At 65.2% G+C, this 22,721-nt stretch carries 14 protein-coding genes; 6 read left to right on the plus strand and 8 right to left on the minus strand.

Annotated elements, in window-relative coordinates:
- The first annotated feature begins 106 nt into the window (after positions 1–106).
- From WQQ_RS15975 to WQQ_RS15985, 3 genes are read left to right on the plus strand one after another with little or no spacing between them, the layout of a single operon-like run.
- Positions 107–2,638: a TonB-dependent receptor gene (locus WQQ_RS15975; protein ID WP_007186265.1), complete on the plus strand. Its 2,532-nt coding sequence runs from the start codon at positions 107–109 to the stop codon at positions 2,636–2,638.
- 28 nt (positions 2,639–2,666) lie between these two features.
- Positions 2,667–3,596: an alpha/beta hydrolase gene (locus tag WQQ_RS15980; protein WP_157534717.1), complete on the plus strand. Its 930-nt coding sequence runs from the start codon at positions 2,667–2,669 to the stop codon at positions 3,594–3,596.
- A gap of 18 nt (positions 3,597–3,614) precedes the next feature.
- Positions 3,615–6,974 (plus strand): alpha-L-rhamnosidase, encoded by a 3,360-nt coding sequence (locus WQQ_RS15985; protein ID WP_007186267.1) that lies wholly within the window; start codon positions 3,615–3,617, stop codon positions 6,972–6,974.
- Here the strand turns inward: WQQ_RS15985 and WQQ_RS15990 are convergent.
- Genes WQQ_RS15990 through WQQ_RS16000 form a run of 3 tightly spaced genes read right to left on the minus strand, consistent with a single transcriptional unit; the run spans position 6,952 to position 11,182 of the window.
- Entirely contained in the window at positions 6,952–7,725 is a 774-nt protein-coding gene (locus tag WQQ_RS15990; protein WP_007186268.1) for a DeoR/GlpR family DNA-binding transcription regulator, read from the minus strand. The genes WQQ_RS15985 and WQQ_RS15990 overlap by 23 nt on opposite strands.
- A gap of 52 nt (positions 7,726–7,777) precedes the next feature.
- Entirely contained in the window at positions 7,778–9,076 is a 1,299-nt protein-coding gene (locus tag WQQ_RS15995; protein ID WP_007186269.1) for a sugar isomerase, read from the minus strand.
- A 12-nt stretch (positions 9,077–9,088) separates the two neighbouring features.
- Positions 9,089–11,182 carry a bifunctional rhamnulose-1-phosphate aldolase/short-chain dehydrogenase gene (locus tag WQQ_RS16000; protein ID WP_007186270.1) on the minus strand — a complete coding sequence of 698 codons (2,094 nt, stop codon included), beginning with the start codon at positions 11,180–11,182 and terminating at the stop codon, positions 9,089–9,091.
- An 88-nt stretch (positions 11,183–11,270) separates the two neighbouring features.
- Here WQQ_RS16000 and WQQ_RS16005 point away from each other — a divergent pair, with 88 nt between their 5' ends.
- Both WQQ_RS16005 and rhaT read left to right on the plus strand, forming a co-directional pair.
- A complete protein-coding gene (locus WQQ_RS16005) occupies positions 11,271–12,671 on the plus strand; it encodes an FGGY-family carbohydrate kinase (RefSeq protein WP_007186271.1) in 1,401 nt (466 codons plus the stop codon).
- Positions 12,672–12,730: 59 nt separating this feature from the next.
- Positions 12,731–13,804, plus strand: a complete 1,074-nt coding sequence (gene rhaT, locus WQQ_RS16010; protein ID WP_007186272.1) for an L-rhamnose/proton symporter RhaT — start codon at positions 12,731–12,733, stop codon at positions 13,802–13,804.
- A gap of 47 nt (positions 13,805–13,851) precedes the next feature.
- Here rhaT and WQQ_RS23180 read toward each other — a convergent pair whose 3' ends face one another.
- Positions 13,852–16,305 (minus strand): serine/threonine protein kinase, encoded by a 2,454-nt coding sequence (locus WQQ_RS23180; RefSeq protein WP_007186273.1) that lies wholly within the window; start codon positions 16,303–16,305, stop codon positions 13,852–13,854.
- A gap of 154 nt (positions 16,306–16,459) precedes the next feature.
- On the minus strand, positions 16,460–18,736 hold the full coding sequence (locus tag WQQ_RS16020) for an acyl-CoA dehydrogenase (RefSeq protein WP_007186274.1): 2,277 nt from the start codon (positions 18,734–18,736) through the stop codon (positions 16,460–16,462).
- Positions 18,737–18,985: 249 nt separating this feature from the next.
- Between WQQ_RS16020 and WQQ_RS16025 the strand changes: the two genes are divergently transcribed.
- Positions 18,986–19,615 carry a TetR/AcrR family transcriptional regulator gene (locus WQQ_RS16025; RefSeq protein WP_007186275.1) on the plus strand — a complete coding sequence of 210 codons (630 nt, stop codon included), beginning with the start codon at positions 18,986–18,988 and terminating at the stop codon, positions 19,613–19,615.
- 41 nt (positions 19,616–19,656) lie between these two features.
- Here the strand turns inward: WQQ_RS16025 and WQQ_RS16030 are convergent, their stop codons facing one another.
- The 3 genes from WQQ_RS16030 to WQQ_RS16040 are packed head-to-tail and all read right to left on the minus strand — an operon-like array spanning position 19,657 to position 22,681.
- Positions 19,657–20,820 (minus strand): response regulator, encoded by a 1,164-nt coding sequence (locus tag WQQ_RS16030; RefSeq protein WP_007186276.1) that lies wholly within the window; start codon positions 20,818–20,820, stop codon positions 19,657–19,659.
- Positions 20,817–22,130: a two-component system sensor histidine kinase NtrB gene (locus WQQ_RS16035; RefSeq protein WP_007186277.1), complete on the minus strand. Its 1,314-nt coding sequence runs from the start codon at positions 22,128–22,130 to the stop codon at positions 20,817–20,819. Before WQQ_RS16035 ends, WQQ_RS16030 begins: the two co-directional genes overlap by 4 nt.
- Positions 22,127–22,681: a heme NO-binding domain-containing protein gene (locus WQQ_RS16040; protein ID WP_007186278.1), complete on the minus strand. Its 555-nt coding sequence runs from the start codon at positions 22,679–22,681 to the stop codon at positions 22,127–22,129. The genes WQQ_RS16035 and WQQ_RS16040 overlap by 4 nt, the downstream gene beginning before the upstream one ends.
- Positions 22,682–22,721: the final 40 nt, after the last annotated feature.

A 22,721-nucleotide genomic window follows, 5' to 3' on the forward strand; every position in this document is an offset into this window, starting at 1 on the left:
TGACGGCCCGCTTCCTGTAGCACGCCGAGCGCGTTCACAGCGCGCTTTTACACGGGCCGACCGCGGACGACAGATCCGCGCGGCTTGTCGTTGGGGAGGAGAACCCATGTTCCGAGCGAACTACTCGCATGCTTTGCCTGTTGCGGCCGGTTTTGTGGTACTCGGCAGTAGTCTTCATCCACCGCTCGCCCATGCACAGACATCGGCGGCGGTTTTCGAGGAGGCTGTCTACACGGGTGCCGCTGCGGATGCATCGACACAGCCTTTGAAGGTGATTCCGGTCAGCCAGGAAGTGACGGCCGATCCCGTGCCAGAAAAGCACGATAGGGAAGAACCGGTACTGGAAGAAGTCATCGTCACCGCACAGAAGCGCGAGCAGAAGCTGCAGGACGTGCCGATCGCGATCACCGTGGTCAGCGGCAAGCAGTTGCAGCAGCAGAATATCGGCAACGTGCAGGATCTGACGCGTACCGCGCCGTCCGTCGAAGTGTTCGGCCAACCCGGAAACCCGGATACGCGCACCAGCATTCGCGGTATCTCGACCAACTCCTTCAGTGTCACGGCCGAGCAGGCGGTGTCGTTCGTCGCGGACGGTGTCGTGCTCGGCAAGACGCCGGCGGTCAGCCTGTTCGATGTTGCGCAAATCGAAGTGCTACGAGGGCCTCAGGGCACTTTGTTCGGCAAGAATTCTTCGGCCGGCGTCATCAGCATCACCACGAACAAGCCCGATCCGACGGCGTTCGAAGTGATTGGCCATGCCGATCTGTCCAACTCCTACGACTATCGATTGGTGCAGGGCACCGTGAACGTGCCGCTGGGCGACCATGCTGCGGTACGACTCAGTGGCGGACAGACTTACCAGAAAGGGTTCATCACCAACGTGGTGCGCGATGAAGACAGCGTGGCCGACATCAAGGGCGGACGCATGCGTTTCATGTGGGAGCCCAGCGATGTGCTCACCTTCAACGTGATCGCCGACTACGAAAAGGTGCTGACGACCGAGCAGCTGTACCTGCAGTACGCGCGCTACGACGACCCCGATACCGAGGGCCCGGATCCGATCCCGGGTTGCAAGGGCACGTTCGCCTCATCGGGAAATCGCCGCTCCTGCGCGGCCGATCCGACCACTTACGATAACGAGAGCTGGGGCTTTTCGGGGCAGGCGGACTGGCTCATCGGCGATCACACGGTCACCTCGATCAGCTCGTTCCGTCGTTATCTGCAGCAGGGCGAACTCGATGTCGATGGCATGCCGGGCAACTACTACAACAACGGCAACGTGTTCGACAACCGGGTTTTCACGCAGGAAGTGCGCATCGCATCGCCAGGCGGCGAAGATCTGGAGTACGTCGCCGGCGTGTTCTATTCGAGCTCCGATGTGCACAATTTCCTGACTCAGATCATCGGTGCCGATGCGCTCGCGTCGGTGGCGACGTCGGGCAACCTCGGGCTGTCGCTCTGCACCAATCTCGGCTTGTGCTTGAACGATCTGGTCTCGCTGAACAATCCGAACCAGTACGACGCTTCGCTGAAAAGTTCGGCGGTGTTCGGGCAGGTCACCTATCGCCTGTTCGATTCGCTGCGTGTGATCGGCGGCTTGCGCTACACGCACGACGACATCTCGATGACCTCGGTTTCGCTGATCGGTGTCGGGCTTTCGCTGATGCCGACGCCACCGGCATTGATTCCGATGAACGATCCCTTGAGCGGTGCCGACAAGGTCGACAATCTGTCCTGGCGTGCCGGCCTGCAGTACGACGTCACGCCGGTGTCGATGGCTTATCTGACGGTCTCGCACGGCTACAAGGGCCCGCAGGTGGTGTTCAATCCGCCGGGCATCCTGCCGACCTTGAATCTCGCGCAGGGCGAAGCCGCGCTGCCGGCGCCCGCGTCGATCTCGATCGTCAAGCCCGAGTATCCGATGGATTACGAGTTGGGCTTCAAGACGCTGCTGTGGGGAGGCTTCTTTGCGAACCTCAATCTGTTCCACACCAGCATCAAGGATTTCCAGTCGTCCACGTTCAACGCGCAGGGCACCTCGACGCCGAACAACATTCCCAAGATCGTGACGCAGGGTATCGAGATCGATTTGTTCGGCAAGCCGATTGCGGGGCTGACCCTGACCGGCGCCGCGCTGTACAACCCGGTGGAATACCCGCGCTACTACGTGCAGTGCTCGACGACGGTGCCCGGCCCGCAGTGCGGCGACAACCCGGAGACCGAGCCCGAAGAAGACGATCAGGAGAACGTCAAGGGCACGCAGCTTACCGGCGCACCACGCTGGAAGTTCACGCTGTCGGGTGAGTACGAACATGCGCTGCCCTACCTGAAGTGGAACGGCTTCGTCTCCAGCGACGTGGTGTATCGCTCGAACATCCGCTTCGTCGCCTCGCGCAATCCGGAAGCCGAGTCCGGCGCGCACGCGATCGTGGGTGCCCGCATCGGGGTACGCAGTCCGCAGAATGCCTGGAGCGTCGCACTGTTCGCGCGCAACCTGTTCGACGAGCGCTATTCGCAGTTCACTTACGCGCCTTATCTGCTGTCGGCGCTGAGTTCGCCGGGCATCGAGACCTCGGGGCATGCGCTGAGCACCGAGTCTTTCCGTTTCGTCGGCCTGACGCTCGATGCGCGCTTCTGAAGTCTTCGCAATGAAGGAAACCGTCACCGTGAAAAAAACGCTGCTGATGGCATTGGTCATCACCTTGCTCGCAGGCTGCATGGCGACTGCGACGCAACCGGAGTCCAAGTCGGGACCGGCACAGCCTGCGCGTCCCGCGCAGGGCACTCGCATCATGCTGTCACCGGACGCAGCCGGTACGGCGTCCAGCGAGCGCGACACGCAAGCGCCTTGGGGTGAGGCTATCGTGCGTAACGTCACCGCGGCCAGCCTCGAAGTGCACTGGCCCGATCCGGCGATCGCCACCGGTGCGGCGATGATCGTGGCACCAGGGGGTGGCTTTCGTTTTCTGAGTATCGACAGCGAAGGCGAGAAAGTTGCGCAGTGGCTCAATGCGCAGGGTATTGCCGCGTTCGTGCTGCGGTATCGCGTCATGGAGACGCCGGTGAGCGACGAGGATTTCAACGCCAGACTCGGCGTGCTAATGGCGCCCTTGTTCGGGCCGGGCATCGTGCAGGAAATGCAAAAGCTGGCACCACCGGCGATCGCCGACGGCGTTCAAGCAATGAAGCTGCTCAAGTCCAAGGCGCAGTCGTGGTCCCTGAAGCCGGAGCGCATCGGCATGATCGGTTTCTCCGCGGGTGCGGTGGTCACGCTCGGCGTCTGTCAGCAGGTCGACGCGGCCGACCGGCCAGCTTATGCGGCGGCGCTGTATACCGGGCCTTGGGCGATCGACAAGCTGGTCGAGGATGCGCCGCCGCTGTTCATCGCCGCAGCGAAGGACGACGTGCTGACCGCGTTTTCGACACCTCCCGTGGTCAAGGCCTGGAAGCAGGCTGGCCGGCCGGTCGAATACAAGCTCTACGACAGTGGCGGACACGGCTTCGGCATGAAACAGCAGGGCAAGGCCAGCGATCGGTGGACCGACGACTTCCGCGTCTGGCTGCAGGCGCAGGGCGTTGTCGGTGCAGGCGGCTGAGCCGCTCGGGAGCTCACGATGACTGATCGACGAATTCCGTGGCTGGCGATCGGGCTTGTCATGACGATCGGATCGCTGCTGCTGGGCTGCGCCGTCGGCTCGACTCGGCAGCAGAACCCTGCGGAAGCCGTTTCGGCGACCGCGCCTTACGCACTGAGTACCGAGTACGCGGCGAACCCGCTGGGACTGGATTCCCCGCAGCCGCGACTTGCCTGGAAGCTGCCCACGAATCTCGGCGGCGGACAACAGACCGCATATCGTATCCGTGTCGCAGCCTCCGCTGCGCAATTCGACAGCGCGCCGTTGTGGGACAGCGGTAAGCAGCTGTCGGCGAATGGGGTGCAGGTCGCGTATTCCGGCCCACCGCTGGAATCACGCCGCCGCTATTTCTGGCAGGCGCAGGTTTGGGATGCGAACGATCGGGTCTCGCACTGGAGTGAGCCCGCGTATTGGGAGATGGGACTGCTGCAGTCGTCGGACTGGTCTGCGCGATGGATCGCCGGCCGGCAAACGCTGGATCACGAGTGGAGCGATGCCCGCATCGCCGTCGATTTCACCTTGACCGGCAAATCGCTGGGCCTGCTGTTTCGCGCGCGCCCCGTCGGCAAGACTTATGGCGATGCGTACTTGTGGAATATCGGTGTCGACAATGGCCGGCCGGTGCTGATGACGCAACAGCGGCGATATTCCGGTGGCAGCGCGGCGAAAGTCGATGTCGTCAACCTGCGTACCGTGCCGGTCGCGGACGCGCCGGCGGATTGGGCTTCGCGTCGCCATCAGCTGATCATCGAAGCGCGCGGCAACCGCATCGTCACGACGCTCGATGGCGCGGTGCTGGACACGTACAACAATGCGCGTAGCGATGGCGGCACGATCGGTTTCGTTTCCAGCGAGCCGAATGCGGCGATCGTGCATGCGGTGAAAGTGGAGGCAGAGCAGGGTTTCGCCACCGACTTTGCGGATGGGGTGAATCCTTTCAGCGGCGGCAGCCTGGTCGCGGATGGCCTGCAGATCGCGGCCGGCGTGCCGGACAAGGATCTGGTTCTGCCGATCGCAGCACCGGCGCCATTGCTGCGCCGTGTGTTCGATGCGCCGGGCAAGCCGGTTTCGGCACGTTTGTATGTCGCTGCCGGCGGCCTGCCGAAATTGCAACTCAACGGCACGCAGGTCGGCGAGGCCTTGCAGGACGGCTACACCGACTATGGCAAGCGCGTGCTGTATCGCAGCTTCGACGTGACCGCGCTGATTCGTTCTGGCGCGAATGTGATCGGCGCAGAACTCGGTCGCGGCTGGTACAGCGTGACCGAACCCAATGAATGGTACTGGCACATGGTGCCCTGGCGTGCTGCGCCGACGCTGCGGGCACAACTGGAACTGAACTACGCCGATGGCCGGCGCATCGTCGTCGCCAGCGACGAGAGCTGGCGCAGCATCGATGGGCCGACACGTCATGATTCGGTTTATGCGGGTGAGCGCTATGACGCGCGACTCGCGCCCGAGCATTGGCTCGAAGCCGGTTTCGATGACAAGAGCTGGGCACCGGCGGCGCTGGTATCCGGGCCGCGAGGCCGGCTCGTTGCGGCCACGCAAGAGCCGATCGCAGCCGTTGCGACGCTGCGACCAATCGCGATGCGCGAACTGCGCCCCGGCGTTTTCGTATACGACTTCGGCCGTATCTTCGCCGGACGTCTGAACCTGAAAGTGTCGGGCCCGCGTGGTCACACGGTGCGCATGATCCAGACCGAACGCGTCGGCGCCGATGGTGGAGTCGAGATCGCCAGCGGCCTGGTCGACGCGCAACTGCAAACAGACCAGTACACGCTCGCAGGCCGCGGCATCGAGCATTGGAGTCCGGCTTTCAGCTACAAGGGTTTTCGCTACGTGCAGGTCGAAGGCTGGCCGGGCAAGCCCACGCTGGAGGCCTTGAGCGGTGAGATCGTGCACTCCTCGGTGGCTTCGAACGGTCGTTTCGAAAGCTCCAACGATCTACTCAACAAGATCCAGGCGGCGGCGCGCAACACCGTGCTCAACAACATGCACGGCAACCAGACCGATACGCCGACCTACGAGAAGAACGGATGGACCGGCGACGCCCAGGCTTCCGCGCTGGCTTCGGCGCTGAATTTCGATACCGCGCGTGTCTGGAGCAAGTGGCTCGCCGATTTTCGCGATGCGCAATCGGACAAGGGCGAAATGCCGGTGATCGTGCCGGCGACACCGTTCTACGGTTACGAGAAGACGCCGGGCTGGGGCATGGTCTGGGGTGCGATCCCGTCCTGGGATGCGGCCACGTTCGTGCTGCCCTGGGATCTTTATCAGCTGCGCGGTGACCGCCGCATTCTCGAAGACATGGCGGCGACGCAGAAGAAACTGCTCGATTACACCGCGAACTACTTCAGCAGCGCGCTCGCGTACAAGAACGCGGGCAACTTCCTGCTCGGCGAATACGCCTACCCGATGCCGCAGGGCGGCATCATCGCCGCGCTGCGTTCGCAGCCGGTCGGGCCTATCGATGCGACTGCGGCGGCGTACTACTTCCACATGCTGGATCTGTATGCGCGCAGCGCGGCGCTACTCGGCCGCGCGGATGAGCAAGCGCAATACAGCGCCTTGGCGGCGCGCGTGCGTGAGGCCTACAACCAGCGCTACTGGGATGTGCAGGCGCAGATCTACCGCATGCCGGCGATCGCCGGCACACCGGCGAAATACGCGCAGACGCCGAACATCCTCGCGGTCGCCTTCGGCCTGGTGCCGGACGGACAGGCGGTGGCGGTGATGCAGCATTTGAACGACGACGTCGTCGCGCAGGGGTATCAACTTGCGACTACGGGTGTCTACGCGGGCCGTTACGTGATGACGCTGCTCAGCGACTACGACCATGCCGACACGGCGTATCGGGTCGCGACACGCACCACGTTCCCGGGTTGGGGTTACTGGATCGACAATGGCTTGTCGACGATGGCCGAAGGCTGGGAGCTGTCGTCGCGCTCCTACGATCATCACTACTGGGCATCGATCAGCTCCTGGTTCTATCAGAGCCTCGCCGGCATTCGTCCGGGCAGCCCCGGCTATGCGCAAATCGTGATCCGCCCACGCTTGCCCGACGGGCTCGATCGCGTCAGCGCGAGCCTGGAAACGCCTTACGGCACGGTCTCGTCGCAATGGCAGCGAAGCGCAGAGGCGTATTCGCTGGAGGTCGAAGTACCGGTCGGAGCTGTCGCAGAAATCTGGGTCGCGACCGCCGGTGCGCAGCCGAAGACCACACCCGCTGGCGCGGAGTTTCTTCGCATGGATGGCACCGAGGCGGTCTATCGCGCCGCGGGTGGGCGCTATCGCTTCGGTTCGTCGCTGAGCCTCAGTCCTCGAGGCCGGCCATGATCAGGCGCACACCGGCCTGCTCGAGCATGCGCGCATGCTCATCGCGGATATTGCGGTCGGTGACGACGATGTCGACCTCGTCGAGCGTGCAGATGACATGGCCGGTGGGCGCTTCGAATTTGCTGCTGTCGACCAGCAGTACGAGTTCGTCGGCGCGCTCCAGCAGCCGGCGTTCGGCCTGCGCGAGGATCACGTCGGACTGCATGACGCCGTGGCGGCCGACGGCGGCCGCGCCCATGAACATGCGCGACGCACGATAGCGGCCCATGCCGTCGTCCTCGAACGGCGACAGCACGATGTTCTGCTCGCGAAACACCGCGCCCGCCGGGATCGCGATTCGCGTTCCAGTCTGCGGCAGCAGCGCATCGATGATATGCAGCGAATTGCTCAGCACCTGCAATTCGAGTGATTCCAGATGCGGGCACATGCACAGCGTGGTCGAGCCGCCGTCGATGATCACCGATTCGCGCGGCTTGCACAGTGCGGCGGCTGCGCGGCCGATCGCCAGCTTGGCCTCATGGTGGCGGGCGACGTTCTGGTGGAACGGCACGCCGCTCAACTTCGGAATCTCGGCAGTCGATGCGCTGCTGCTGTCGCCGACCAGCCTGGCGCCACCACGCACACGAACGATGCGTCCGGCGTTTTCGAGTTTCTCCAGATCGCGTCGCAAGGTTGCCGGTGAAGCCTGCAACTGGCGATCGAGCTCCTGGAACGCGACGAAGCCGCGCTGCTGCAGCAGCTGGAGGATCATTCGTTCACGGTCGGCGGAATGCATGTGGGTGATCGGTGAGGGCAGAGTGGATTCAGACGATGCCGGCGCCGGCCGATGTCGCGCGACGCTCGCGTGCCTTGCGTGGGCGCCAGCCGCTTTGGCGATAGGCCGCGATCGTGTCGATCGCGCCGCCGCGTTCGTAGCGTGCCATCGCCACGATCGGCGTGACGTCGACATTATAGGCGCGGCGCAGGGTCTGGAACGCCATCATCACGTCGTTGCCCTGCTGGTACTCGGTCAGCGCGGCGCGATCCACCAGCAGTGCGCGGGCGTAAGCGCCGGCGATGGCATCCGCACTCGACAACAGGCTTTCGATCGGATCGGTGACGTTGTGGGACTGGTCGATCATGTAGGCGGGGTCGAAGTCGGCGGGCGAGCGCAGCTCGGCTTCGACCAGCTCGTTGAACACCAGGAACAGCTGGTGCGGATTGATCGAGCCGGAATCCAGGTCGTCGTCTCCGTATTTGGAATCGTTGAAGTGGAAGCCGCCGAGTTTTCCGAAGCGATGCAGACGGGCGACGATCTGCTCGATGTTGACGTTGGGTGCGTGGTGTCCCAGATCGATCAGGCAGCGCGCCTGTGGTCCAAGCTGCTGTGCGGCGAGCATGCTGGAGCCCCAGTCCGAAATCACGGTGGAGTAGAACGCCGGCTCGTAGAGTTTGTGTTCGAGCAGCATGCTCCAGCCGGGCGGCAGCGCCGCGTAGATCTGGGCGGCGGACTCCAGATAGCGATCCAGCGACGAGGCCAGCGACTGCTGGCCCGGAAAGTTGGTGCCGTCGCCGATCCAGACCGTGATCGCCTTCGAGCCCAGCGCCTCGCCCACGCGGATGCATTCGATGTTGTGCTCGACCGCCTGTGCACGCACCGCTGCGTCGGTATGCGCCAGCGAACCGTGACGGTAGCTCAGCGCCTGTCGCGGGGCGTCCTGGAAAGTATTCGAGTTCACGGCGTCGAAGCGCAGCCCCAGGCTCGTCGCCCGTTCGAGCATTGCGCGCGCATCTCCGATCTTGTCCCACGGAAAATGCGGAGACACGCGCGGCGTGATGCGCGACAGTTGCTGCACTACCGCGCAGTCTTCGAGCTTCTCGTTGAGATGGGTCGGTTCGCCGGCCAGCGGAAAGCGCGCGAAGCGGGTGCCGCCCACGCCCGTGCCCCAGCTCGGTTGTGCGAGCGAGAAGCTCAGCAGGCGCTGCTTGATCGCGTCGATGGCACAGCCGCGGCGTTCCAGTACACGGCCGAGGCTGTGGTATTCGTCCTGCAACGCGGCGAGGTTCTGCGCGTTGAGGCTGTCGATCAGATCGCGGCTGAGGGGCGGGGCGGTGGGGCTCATGAGGTCTCTCTCCTAGCGCGTGAACGCCTGGGCGTTGCCGGCGTCGACGTTGATGATATTTCCGGTGGACTTTGCCGATGCGTCGGATGCCAGAAACAGGACGGCTTCGGCGATGTCCTGCGGCAACACATCGCGCTTGAGCAGGCTGCGTTCGCGGTAATGCCGTTCGAGTTCGTCGCCGGAATCGACGCCGTAGGCCTGTGCGCGTTCCTTGCGCCAGTCTCCGTCCCAGATGCGCGAGCCGCGGATCACCGCGTCCGGATTGACGACGTTGACGCGAATGCCGCTGGCCGCGCCTTCCAATGCAAGACAGCGCGCCAGATGCACCGCAGCGGCTTTCGCCGACGCGTAGGCCGAAGCGTTCGGTGTGGCCGACAGCGCGTTCTTGGAGCCGATGAATACGATCGCGCCGCCCTGCTGTTTCATCAGCGGGAACGCGGCGCGCGCACTGAGGAAATAACCTTCGGCGAGTACGCCGTAATTGCGTCGCCACAGATCGATCGTGGTTTCTTCCAGCGGCGCGGACGAGGCCAGGCCGGCGTTGGCGACCAGGATGTCGAGGCCACCGAATTCGCGTGCACAGCTGGCGAAGCTCGCCGCGATCTGACTTTCGTCGGTGACGTCGCAGGTGGTGGCGCGCACCGGGTCGGCGCCGTATTGCCTGGCGAAGCCGGCGCGCACTTTCTCGAGCGCGACCGCATCGCGATCCGCCAGCATCAGGCAGGCGCCCTCGTCCAGCAGTCGTGCCGCGGTTGCTGCGCCGATGCCGCCGGCCGCACCGGTGACCAGGGCGATGCGGCCCGCCAGCGGCTTGGGCTTGGGCAGGCGTTGCAGCTTGGCTTCTTCGAGTGCCCAGTATTCGATGCCATAGGCCTCGCGCTCATCGAGGCCGACGTAGTCGCCGATCGCACCGGCTCCACGCATCACATTGATCGCGTTGCCATAGAACTCGCCGGCCAGCCGCGCGGTGGTCTTGTCGGCGGCGAAGCTGAAGCGGCCGACGCCGGGCAGCAAGACGATGACCGGGTTGGTGTCGCGCATCGCCGGATCGCCGGGTTTTGTGCAGCGCTGGTAATAGGCGGCGTAGCCGGCGCGGTATTCGGCGATCGCGTCGCGCAGATACGCACTGTCGTCGATGCGCTGCGGATCCAGGGTCAGAGGCGCGATCTTGGTGCGCAGGAAGTGATCGGGGCAGGAGGTGCCGATCGCGGCCAGGCGGCGGAAGTTGCGGCTGCCGGTGAATTCCAGCACTTCGGCATCGTCGCTGAAATGCCCCACTTTCGGCCGCTCCCGGCTCATCAGGCCACGCAGCTGTGGCATCAGCTGCGCTGCGATGCGTGCGCGCTCGTCCGCAGGCAGCGGCGCAATGGCCGCGCCGCCGAACGCCGGGCCGCTGGAAAGACGGGCGTTCAGATACTCCGCGGCGCGCGCGATCAGCGCGATCGAGTTGTCGTAGCAGGACTCGGCGCTGTCGCCCCAGCAGATCAGGCCATGGCCCGCCATGACCACTCCGCGCAGGCCGGGCCGCGTCGCCACGTAATCGCGCAGGCGCAGGCCAAGGTCGAAGCCGGGACGTTTCCAGCCGATCCAGCCGACTTCGCCGCCGTAGGCCTCTTGCGTCGCCGCTTCGCCATTGCTGGATGCGGCCAGCGCGGTCACCGAATCCGGATGCAGGTGGTCGACATGCGCGAACGGCAGGAAGGCGTGCAGCGGCGTGTCGATCGAGGCCGCGCGCGGGTTCAGTCCGAACGTGCAGTGCGGCAGGTAGCCGACCATTTCGTCCTCGTGTTCGACGCCCCGGTACAAGCGCTCAAGTCCGAGCAGTCGCTGCTGATAGAGCGTCGCGAAGCCATCGAGCCGCATCGAGCCGATGTCGCCGCCGGACCCTTTGACCCACAACACCGGTACGTCGGCGCCGGTCAGCGGGTCGCGGCCGACCAGCTTGGCCGAGGTGTTGCCGCCGCCGAAATTGGTCACGGTCAGATCGGAGCCGAGCAAATTGGATCGGTACAGCAGCAAGCCCTCCGGCGTCAGCCCGGCGGCGTCTTGCGCCGACCAGCGATGAGAGGGAATGGCGAAGGCGGTGGCGATGGTGGCAGTGCTCATGCTTCAAATTTAATCTTTTAACTTGCCTTTATCAATCAAATTAAATAAAAATAAATCAATAACAATCATTAAAATGAAAGGAGGACCTGTGCTGCCGGGCCGAGTGATCGTGTTGGATGTCGGCAAGACGCTGGCGAAACTCAGTCTCTGGGATGCTCAGGGCCGTCTGCTGGAGCAACGTGCGCGGCCGAATTACCGTTCACTGGCGGCGGCCGGCTATCGCGCGCTCGACACGGAGGGCATCGAGGCCTGGGTTGCTGACGTGCTGGTCGAGTTCGCGAAGCTCGGCCCGGTCGCCGCGATCGTTCCGGTGGGGCATGGCGCTGCGGCGGCCGTGATTCGTGACGGCCGGCTGGCCTGCGCAGTGCCGGACTATGAAGACAAGCCGCCGCCGGCCATGCGCGCTCGCTACGATCAGGATCGCGACGCTTTCGCACTCACTGGCTCTCCAGCGCTGCCCTGCGGGCTGAACCTCGGCGTGCAGCTGCACTGGCTGGAGTCGCAGTGGCCGGATTTGTTGAGCGGTGACGCGCTGATCCTGCCGTGGCCGCAGTTCTGGGCATGGAAACTCAGCGGCGTGGCGGTGTCCGAAATCAGCAGCTTCGGCTGCCACAGCGATCTGTGGATGCCACTCGCTGGACGGCCGTCGATGTTGGCTCAGCAACGCGGCTGGGCCGCGCGCTTTGCGCCGCTGCGACATGCCCGCGATGTGATCGGAACCCTGTCGGCTCAATGGTCGGCGCGCACCGGCCTGTCGTCCGACGTCCAGATTCTCTGCGGCCTGCACGATTCCAATGCCGCGCTGCTGGCTGCGCGCGGTCATGCCGAAATTGCCGGGCATGAAGCGACGGTCGTCTCGACCGGAACCTGGTTCGTCGCGATGCGACTGCCGGCTACCGCCGCCAAGCTTGAGATCGCCTCGTTACCCGAGCGGCGAGACTGCCTCATGAATCTCGACGTCGACGCCGGCTTGGTGCCTTCGGCGCGTTTCATGGGCGGGCGCGAACTGGAAGTGCTCGGCGGTATCGGCGAAACGGATCAGCAGGCCGCGGCGCTGGATGCGATTCCCTCGCTGCTGGCTCGCGACGTCATGGCGCTCCCCAACTGGGCACCCGGCGTCGGGCCTTATCCAGCGCATCGGGGGCGTTGGCTCGTGGAGCCCGCGTCGGCCTCTGAGCGATGTGCGGCGGCGGGCTTGTATGCGGCGCTGATGACCGACGTCCTGCTGGAACTCATCGATGCGCGGGAGTGCCTGCTCATCGAGGGCCGCTTCGCGCAGTGCGACGTGTATGTGCGCGCACTGGCGACGATGCGTCCCGATTGTCCGGTGTATGTCGGCGGAGCACACGACGGCGTGGCCTACGGCGCACTGCGTCTGCTCGCCGCTTCGCTGCAACCTGTGATGTCGCTGCAAAAAGCCGTGCCGCTGCCGGTGGACCTGTCTGCATACAAGACACGCTGGCGCGCCAGCGCCGAACGCCCGCAATAAGACGAAACCCGTCCGCGCGGATCACTCGATCACGCACCGACGAACGAGGAGAGAGCTGCATGCTGCCGAATCCGCTGCTGGGCGTGATGTTCCATTGGCTGGGCGGGCTCGCATCCGCCAGTTTCTACGTGCCCTACACCGGGGTGCGTCGCTGGTCCTGGGAGATTTTCTGGCTGGTCGGCGGAATTTTCAGCTGGGTATTGTCTCCTTGGCTGTTCGCTGCACTCCGCACTCAGGATCTGTATGCGGTGCTGGCCTCGACGCCCGGTCGCAGCTTGCTGATGTGTTGGTTCTGGGGCGCGCTGTGGGGCTTCGGTGGGCTGACGTTCGGGCTGACGCTGCGCTATCTCGGGATGTCGCTCGGGATGGCGGTGGCGCTGGGCCTGACGACGGTGATCGGCACCTTGGGGCCGCCCATCATGGAGGGGCTTTTCGGTGCGCTTGTCGCCAGCGCCAGCGGTCGCGTGATTCTGTGCGGCATCGCGGTTGCCGTGCTCGGCATCATCGTCGTCGCTTCCGCGGGGCGCGCCAAAGAACGCGAATCCGCACACGGCGCTACAAGCTCGGGCGTCACCGATTTCAATTTCCGCAAGGGTATTGCGGTCGCCATTTTCTCGGGTGTGATGAGCAGTTGTTTTGCGTTCGGACTGGCGGCGGGCGAGCCGATACGCCAGCTGAGCTTGCAGGCCGGCACCGCGCCGATCTGGCAAGGCCTGCCGGTGTTGTGCGTGGTGCTGCTCGGCGGATTCGCGACGAACTTCGTCTGGTGCTTCTACCTGATCCTGCGCAACCGCACGGGTGGTGAGTTCCTGCGGCGCAGCGCAGGTGATGAGCCGCGTCCACTGCTTCGCAATTACGCACTCTGCGCGGCTGCCGGCACGCTGTGGTACTTCCAGTTCTTCTTCTACACCATGGGCGAGAGCCAGATGGGGGCATACGGCTTTTCGAGCTGGACGCTGCACATGTCCAGCATCATCGTGTTCTCGACGCTGTGGGGATTCGCGCTCAAGGAATGGGCGGGTTCCAGTCGTTTCGTGCGTCGACGCGTGTGGATGGGCATCGCAATGCTGATCGCTTCGACGCTGGTGATCGGCTACGGAAATTCATTGGCAATACTGTCGACGGATGCCTGAACGCGTCTGACTTTCTGCGCCGGGGATCGCCTGCCGGGCAGGCTGCCTCACTTGCCCATGATGCGCTTTCGCACCGGCTCGAAATCCGGCGGAGCCGGGCCGGCCTTTCCGCTCGCGTAGACATCGATTACGCGTTGCAGCGCCTGCCGCGCTTCGACGCTGCGCTTCTCCGCGAACAAGACCTCGGCTTCGACCGTCGATGCCATCAGCCAGGTCGGTGAATCGGGCTTGTAGCTCTGAGCTACGACCGGCTGTGCGCGATCGAACACGCGCCGCGCTTCGCCTGCATTGCCGAGCCTGGATTCGACGCGCGCACGCGACAGGCTCATGCGCAGCATGCCTTCGCTGTCGGGCTTGAGCGTGACGCCGCCCTGGGCGAGCAGGCCTTCCACTTCGTTGATCGCGTCGAGTGCTTCGCGCGTCTTGTCCTGCATGAGCTGGGCGACGACCAGATTGAAGTAGAGCGCGACGAGCCTCGCCGAAGGCCCGTACAGCGTGCGCATCGTCGCGATCGCCTGATGCAGCACGGCTTCGGCCTGATCGGGCTTGCCGGCTTCGCGCAACACGATCGAGTAGCCGTTGGCGACCGCCAGGCCCATCACCGTGTTCTGCTGCTGCGTGCGCTCCATGATGGACCAGGCTTCGCCACCGGCTTCGAGCGCGGCCTGCGGACCTTCGGTGTCGAGCAGGCGCACGGCGAGCGAATTCAGATAGCCCGCGGTGCGATAGTGATCAGGCCCGTTGACGAGCCGGCTCAGGCTCACCATGCGGCGCCAGATGTCGATCGAACGCTCGCGCTCGTCGCGTTCCCACAGCAGCTTGGCCTGGATGTCATAGGCGCGCAGCAGGTCGACTTCGGCCTTGGGGGCGGGCGAATCCGCGAACCAGGCGACGGCCGCTTCGATGTTCTGCTGACCTTCGTCGAGCCGGCGCATGTAGAGCTGGCAGGTCGCGAGCTCGAGCTGCGTGTGGGCGCGTTGCTCGCCGGGCTGGTCGCCGAGGCTCGCGAGCAGTTCTTCGAGCAGCGGCGCGGCTGCGTCGTGATCACCGATCTCGATGTAGAAGTCCGCGATCACGCTGAGCGCGGCGGCCTTCTCGTCGGGTTTGCCTTCGAACGAGGTCGCGAGTTCGTTCGCGCTGCGCTCGAGCACCTGGCGCATGCTCGCGGGCTGATCGGACGGTGCCGAGCTCACTTCTCTGAACATGTGCTGCAGGTACGACAGCACGGCGACGATGCGATCGTTCTCCTGCTCGGCGTGGATGCGGGCCTGATCGGCTTCGCGCGCATAACGCAGCGCTGCGAGCAGGCCGATGCTGATGCTCAGCACGAGCGCGAACGAGAACGCCGAAACCACCCAGTGCCGGCGCAGGAAACGGCGCAGCAGGTAGCCGGTTTCGCCGCTGCGTGCGAGCACGCCCTGATGCTCGCGATGGCGGCGCAGGTCGTCGGCGAGCGCGGCCACCGAATCGTAGCGGCGCTCGGGCTCGCGGCGCAGGGCCTTGAGCACGATGGCGTCGAGATCGCCGCGAATCGCTTTCGCCGGGACGGGGGGCGATTCCTGTTGAGCCGCGATCTTGCTCGGCGCGGGTGGATCGCCCGCGAGGATGCGGCGCACGAGCGCCGGCATTGACGAATTGCGCGTGGCCCAGGGACTGACGCCGGCGAGCAGTTCGAACAGCAGCAGGCCGAGCGCGTAGACGTCGGTCGCCAGGCTCACGGGCTCGCCTTCGAGCTGTTCTGGCGAGGCGTATTCGGGCGTCAGCAGCGGTTGTGTGCGCGCCGCGTCGGACTCGGCTTCGAGCATGCGGGCGACGCCGAAATCGAGCAGCTTCACGTCACCGCGCGCGGTGACGAAGATGTTGCGCGGCTTCAGGTCGCGGTGCACCACGAGCCGCGAATGCGCGTAGCGCACGGCCGCGCAGACCTTGTTGAACAGGGACAGGCGATCACCGAGATCGAGCCTGCGGTCGCGGCACCAGCTGACGATGTCCTGGCCGTCGACGTATTCCATGACCATGTACGGACGAGCATCCGCCGACACGCCGCCATCGAGCAGGCGTGCGATGCCCGGGTGTTCGAGGCTCGCCAGGATGCGCCGCTCGGCGTGGAAGCGATCGAGATGCGCGACCGCGTCCGGACTCACGAGCTTGATCGCGACCTGCTGCTCGAAGGCGCCGTCGCTGCGCGCGGCCAGGTAGACCTCGCCCATGCCGCCGCGGCCGAGCAGGCGCTCGATGCGCCAGCTGCCGACGATCGCGCCTTGGGCGAGCGAGGCCGGGGCGGACGCATTGGACCTGGGCGCGGTGATGGCCGATTCGAGGTAGTCCGGCGAGCCTTCGAGCGCGGCGAGCAGATCGCGCACGCGCTGGATCACGACCGGGCTCGCGCTGCTGCGCGCGAGCGCCTGGGCGCGCAGGTCGGCCGGCAGGTCCAGCAATTCGTCGAGCAGCTGCTGGACCGGTGTCCATTCTCCCGACGGGTCCGCTTGATGTTCGTCCATGCGCCTCGATTCCCCTTGGCTCCCCACGACCCGCCGACAACTCCCGGTGGCGAGTGTCTGCAAAGCAGAACGAGGTCTCAAGCAAAAAGCGGACGCCCGAAGCCAAATCGCTTCGGACGTCCGCTCGGAGAACCGGCGGAAACGGCGCGACTGCCTAGGCTGCGGCGCGGTCTTTGCCGGAGCCGTACTGCAGGCCGCCTTGCTCGGTCACGGTCGCGAAATACTGCTCGGGCGTGAAGCTGTCCACTTCGATCGCCTCCATGCGCGCGGCCAGCGCGGCCTTGAGCTGGTCGGCCTGCGCGGCGTCGATGAGCCCGGCCTTGAGCGCCTCGTCGGCGATTTCGGCGGGCAGGTAGCCGCGCGGCAGCTTGCGCGCCCTCTGCGCCTTGATGATGGTCTCGGCGGCCGGATGCGCGATCGAAACGAGCCTGAAGGCCTTGAGCAGGCGGCCCATGCCGAGCTTCTCGTTCTTCGGCAGATAGACCGCGTAGGCCAGGCGCTGCCATTGCTCGTTCGCGTTCTGGATGCACAGCGCGGCGCGGCGGCTCTGCTCGTCGGTCGGCGCGCTGCCCATCGGGTTGAGGCGCAGCCAGAAACCGCCGAAATACTTCAGGAAAAAGCCGACCGGCCCGCCGAAGTTCCGATAGATGCCCGAGAACGCCTCCTGCACCTGGTGCAGCGCATGCGTGAGCGCGTAATGCACGAGCGGCAGATCTTCCTCGCGCCGGCCTTCGGCCTCGAAGCGGCGCAAGGTCGACAGGCCCAGCAGCATCCAGGCGAGGGCATCGCTGTAGCGGCCCGTGAGCTTGCCGCGAATCTTGAGCTTGCCGCCGATGGCGAACATCGCCAGGTCGGTCATGAAGCCGAAGCGCGAGCCAGCCCAGCCGAGGCGGCGGTAGTAGCTGCGCGTGGAGGGCTCGACATCGGGCACCGAGACCGTGAGTCCACGCGTGAGTCCGCGTACGACCACGCGCAGGATGCCCATGATGAAATGGCCGATCCAGCCGAGCAGGTTGGCGCGGAACAGCGCGACGTCGTTCTTCTCGACGCCTTCGACGACTTTGAGCGCATACGGATGGCAGCGCGTGGCGCCCTGGCCGAAGATCATCAGCGTGCGCGTGAGGATGTTCGCGCCTTCGACCGTGATGCCGACCGGCGCGCTCTTGTAGGCCATGCCGAGGATGTTGTTCGGCCCCTGCATGACGCCGGCGCCCGAGAACACGTCCATGCCGTCGATGATGATTTCCTGGCTGATGCGCGTCGTGTAGGCCTTGAGCACGCCGGAGACCACCGGCGGATGCTCGCCGTTGTCGATCGCCGAGCAGCCGTAGATGCGCGCGGCCTCGATCATGTACGCGAGTGCGGCGACGCGGCCGACACGCTCTTCGACGCCTTCCATGCGGCCGATCTGGATACCGAACTGCTGGCGCACCATCGAATACGCGCCGGTCGCCACGGCGGCGGCCTTGGCGTTGCCGACCGCGCCCGCAGGCAGCGAAACCGCACGTCCACCGGCCAGCTGCTGCATGAGCATGAGCCAGCCTTTGCCGGCGTATTCGGGGCCGCCGATGATGTTGTCGAGCGGCACGACCACGTCCTTGCCGATCAGCGGGCCGTTGTAGAACGGATCGCCGATCGGTTCGTGATGGTCACCGTTCGTGAAGCCCGGCGTGCCCTTGTGGATCATCACGCAGGTGATGCCCAGATCGTCGTGCTTGCCGTCGTTCTTGCCGAGCAGGTTGTCCGGATCGCGCAGCTTGCAGGCCAGCGTCGCGAGCGTCGCCACCGGTGCCAGCGTGATGTAGCGCTTGCGGAAGTTGAGCTTGATCTTGATCTCGCCGTCGTTGTCGCGAAACACCAGGCCGTCGGCCTTGATGCTCGCCGCGTCCGAGCCGGCGGTGGGTTCGGTCAGGCCGAAGCACGGTACGTATTCGCCGCTCGCGAGCTTCGGCAAATAGTGGTCCTTCTGCGCCTGCGTGCCGTAGTGGATGATGAGCTCCGCAGCGCCCAGCGAATTCGGAATCGTCACGAACGTGGCGACGGCCGAGTTCCAGGTGTTGAGCTTGGCCAGCACCGTCGACACGCCGAGCGTCGACATCTGCCGGCCGCCATACTGCTTGGGTATCAGCAGGCCCATGAAGCCGTTGCGTTTGATGAAGTCGATCGCCTCGTCGGGGATGCGACGCGTGCGCGCAACCTCGTAGCGATCGACCATATTGAGCAGCTCCTCGACCGGCCCATCGAGAAACGTCTGCTCGTCGGCTGGCAGCGTCGAATAGGGCTCGCGCAGGGCGCGTTCGAAATCGGGGTTGCCGCGAAAGAAGTCGCCGTCGATCCAGACCGAGCCGGCCTCCAGCGCCTGGCGTTCGGTATCGGAGATGGAGGGTAGGATGCGCCGCGCCTTCATCCACTTCATGAGCATTGCGAACATTGCTTACTCCAATGTAAGGGATCGCACCGTTCGCGGGTCGGAACTGCCAAAGCGAGCCCGTATTCCGGGGCGAATCAGGCGATCTTCAGGAAGGTGTCAATACGGTGCCGGGCGCCGCCTGCGCCCCCGCGTACTGTCCCAGAGGTAGCCCGATGCAGGCTGAACGATAAGCGGGCTTGTCGTTTGCCTTGCGCTCTTCCATAGTTGCTCTCGAGGAGCTGGTCATCACTACTACTAAAGAATCCATCCATGCAAAACGCCATCGATTTGCCGGACCTGACGAGGCTCGATCCCGATACCCGTACGCGGATCGACCGAACCGTTCTCGAGATCTTCTCTTCACGCGAGTTCCACCGCATCGGTCTCATCGAGATCGCGCGTGGGGCCAACGTGAGCCTGCAGACGATCTACAAGTACTACGGAAGCAAGGAAGCGCTGCTGTTCTCGGGCCTGGATTTCTGGCTCGGCCAGCTGACCGATGAGCTGCTTCCGCATCTGGAGCGCTCCGGAGATACCAGGACGCGGCTGCGCGGCTTGTTCGATACCGCGCTGAGCTTCTTCGAGCGCAATCCCAAGGTCATGCAGATGATCATGAGCTCGATGTATCTGAACACCTGGCGCGAGTCGAAGACCTATCGCAATCACGAGGCCTTCGGCCCGTTGATCAAGCTGCTCGCCGAGGGCCGCGCCAACGGCGAGCTGCGTACCGACGTCAGCGAGATCATCCTGCTCGATTACCTGCAGGGCATCATGTTCCGGCTCGTGCAGGCCTACGTCGCCGACGACCAGCGCGAATCGCTGACCGCGCAGAGCAATGCCTTGTTCGACATGCTCTGGCGAGCGGTCGAGGCGCCCACATCGATGAAGGCAGCCGCCTAGGCGAGTCTCAAGATCCCGTGCCGACATGGCGCGGGATTTTGCTATGGGGCGGTCGAAGTCGAGGCGGGTGCGCGCAGCAGGCTCACGCGCACGGGCTCCCTGAGCGAGCCCGCCCGCAGGTTGCGAATCCGTTCCACGAGCCCCGCGTTGACGGTGAAGCCTCTTGGCACGAGGCGCTGGCCGGCCTGCGTGTACAGATCGTCGCAAAGCACCATGCCGGCTTGCAGCAGGCGCACCGGCAGGCTGCGAATTTCGACATGATCCGCTTCGGCGCCCTTGAGCTTTTCGAGCGCGGCGAGCAGCTCGGGCTGGTCGACGTGTCGCGCGCGCATCTCGGCGAGCGCGATGCCCACCGAATCGCCGCGTGACTCGCGGTCGACGTAGTCGGTCGCGAGCCGCAGCACGCGTCCGCAGCGTTGCCAGTGCCGTTCGTCCGGACCTTGGAGGGTGTCATCCACCACGGATCGCGTCGCGGCGAATAGAACCGAACGCACCGGCTCCAGACGTGGAATCGGCGCGAGCAGTCCTTGAGTCACTTCGGCGACTTTCGCGAGTGCCGCGCGCTCGCTCGTCGTCAGCGGGTCGCCGCGTTGTTCCTTGTGGTGGATCTCGGGTGGCAGGCTGACCCGCCCGAGCGGAGCGAGCAAGGCCGCGAGTTCGAGTGGCCAGATGGGTATCAGGCCGAGCTGCCGCGCCAATGCCAACGCGAGCTTCTGCACACTGATCGCGTGACCGTAAGCGACCGCGTCGGCCAGTGAAAGCACTTCGGCGAGCGCTTGCACGGTGCCGCGCAGCGTGCGTTCCAGCAGCTCGCGTTCGGCGGTGATCAGGCGATACTGCGTGACCGCATCCTGCAGTGCGCGCAGCAACACCGGCGGTGTGCAGGGCTTGATCAGGAAGCGAAAGACCTGCCCTTCGTTGACGGCCGACGCAGCGGCTTCCATGTCCGCGTATCCCGTGAGCAGCAGACGGACGCTGTCCGGGTGCCGCTTGCGGACTTCGGCGAGCAACTCGGCTCCGCTCATCTGCGGCATGCGCATGTCGCTCATGACGATCGGATAGTCCTGCGCATCCAGCCGGCGCAAGGCTTCGGCCGCGCTGTCGGCGATCGTCACGTCGAAGCTGCGCCGCAAGGTCAGTGCGAGGCCATCGAGCACCGCAGTATCGTCGTCGACGCAGAGCAGGCGAGGGCGTTGTTCGTTCATGAAATGACGCTTGGCGTTTCGGTCGAGGTGGGCGGTGCGTGGTGCAGCGGCAGGCGAATGAAGAACGTCGTGCCGTGGCCTTCCTCGCTGTCGAAGCTCAGGCTGCCGTGGTGATGGTCGACGACGACACTGCGCGAGATCGAGAGCCCTTGTCCGGTGCCTTTGCCGACTTCCTTGGTGGTGAAGAACGGATCGAACACGCGGTGCCGTATCTCGCGGGGAATGCCGCAGCCGTCGTCGGCGATCGCGAATACCGCGGTGTCGTGCTTGCGCCAGCTGCGCACGTGAATGCGTCCGCGCCGCTTGTCGTCGCCGCGCTGGCGCGTTGCGATCGCATGCGCGGCGTTGACGATGAGGTTCAGGAACACCTGGTTCATGTCGCCGCCATTGCAGACGATGGGCGGTAGTTCGCCGAGTTCGCACCGCACGTCGGCGACGTATTTGTACTCGTTGTGGGCCACCGTCAGCGTGTCCATCAGCCCCCGGTTGAGATCGACCGCAGTCTTCTCGGTCTGCGGATGCGAGAACGCGCGCATCGCCTCGACGATGTGGCTGACGCGCTTGACGCCGTCGAGCGCACTGACGATCGACTTGGGCAGGCGCTTGCGCAGAAATTCGAGATCGGCCCGTTCGCTGAGCTCGCGCAGGCGTTGCGCGCTCTGGGCTGGCAGCTCCGATTCGAATTCCGGCAAGGCATCGAGCAGGGGCCGCAGGCCTTCGAAGGCCTCGCAGACGTAGTGCAGGTTGTCGCCGATGAACTGCATCGGCGTGTTGATCTCGTGCGCCACGCCGGCCGACAGCTGGCCCAGCGATTCGAGTTTCTGCGCCTGGCGCAGCTCGATCTCGAGACGCCGCCGCTCCGAGATGTCGAGCGCGACGAACACCAGCGACAGCACCCGGCCCTCGATATCGCGCTGCGTCGCCGCCGAAATCAGCACGGGTATTGCGCGATCATCGTGCGTGATCCATTCGGCTTCGTCGCGCAGCACCTGCGCGCCGGAGCTCAGGCAGCGCCGGATGAAATCGGTGGCCGCCGGCCAGATGCGGCCCAGCGGCATGCCCGACAGCGCCGTGGCCGGGTAGCCGAGCAGCTCCTGCGCGCCGCGATTGGCGCGCGTCACCAGGCCCGAGGTACTCGCCCCGATCAGCGCGCCAGGCAGCACGTTGTTGAGCCCGAGCAGATAGGACTGGACGGCCGAAGCCTGCTCCTGGGTGATGGCCAGGTCGCGATTGCGCTCCTCGACGAGCCGGTCGAGCAGTTCGATGCGGCGCTCGGCCCGATGCCGGCAGAAGGCGGCCGCAGCGCTCATGCAGCGAGCGTCTCGGGCAGGCCGATGCGAAAGCGGCAGCAGTCGTCGCCGCGGCCTTCGCATTGGACATGCTCGATGCGCCACCGCACGTCGAACTGCTCGCCGAGGCCCTGCAGCGCACCCTCGAACAAGGCGCACAGCTCCCCGCGAGAGCGATAGGCGAGCTCGGCCCGGGTCTCGCCGCATTCGAGCTCGATCTCCGGCTGTTGCATGAGCAGCAAGCTGCGCTGGAGCTGCGGCAGCAGCCGCTCGGCGAGCTCGGGCAACAGGGCTTTCGGCGAACCGCTCTCCAGGCCCAGCAGGGCGTAGCGGCGCAGCAGACGGGGCATGGCCCATCGCCCGAGGCGAAGTAGCAAGGCTTCGGACGAGCACTGGTCGACGGCCGCACAGGATTCGATCCAGCGGTCGAAATCCGCGTCGGCGTAGTCGAGGGAGTCTAGCCAGGGTTCGGCAGCGGAGAGGCCGGATTGCTGCAGCGCCGCCACCAGGGCCTCGTCCCCGTGCGTCTCGAGCAGGTAGCGCTCGGCGAAATTGAAACCCAAACCGATCATGCGTCCTCCGCGGCGGCTCGTATCGGTCTGAGCCGCCTGT

The sequence above is a fragment of the Hydrocarboniphaga effusa AP103 genome, from assembly GCF_000271305.1.
Taxonomy (GTDB): domain Bacteria; phylum Pseudomonadota; class Gammaproteobacteria; order Nevskiales; family Nevskiaceae; genus Hydrocarboniphaga; species Hydrocarboniphaga effusa.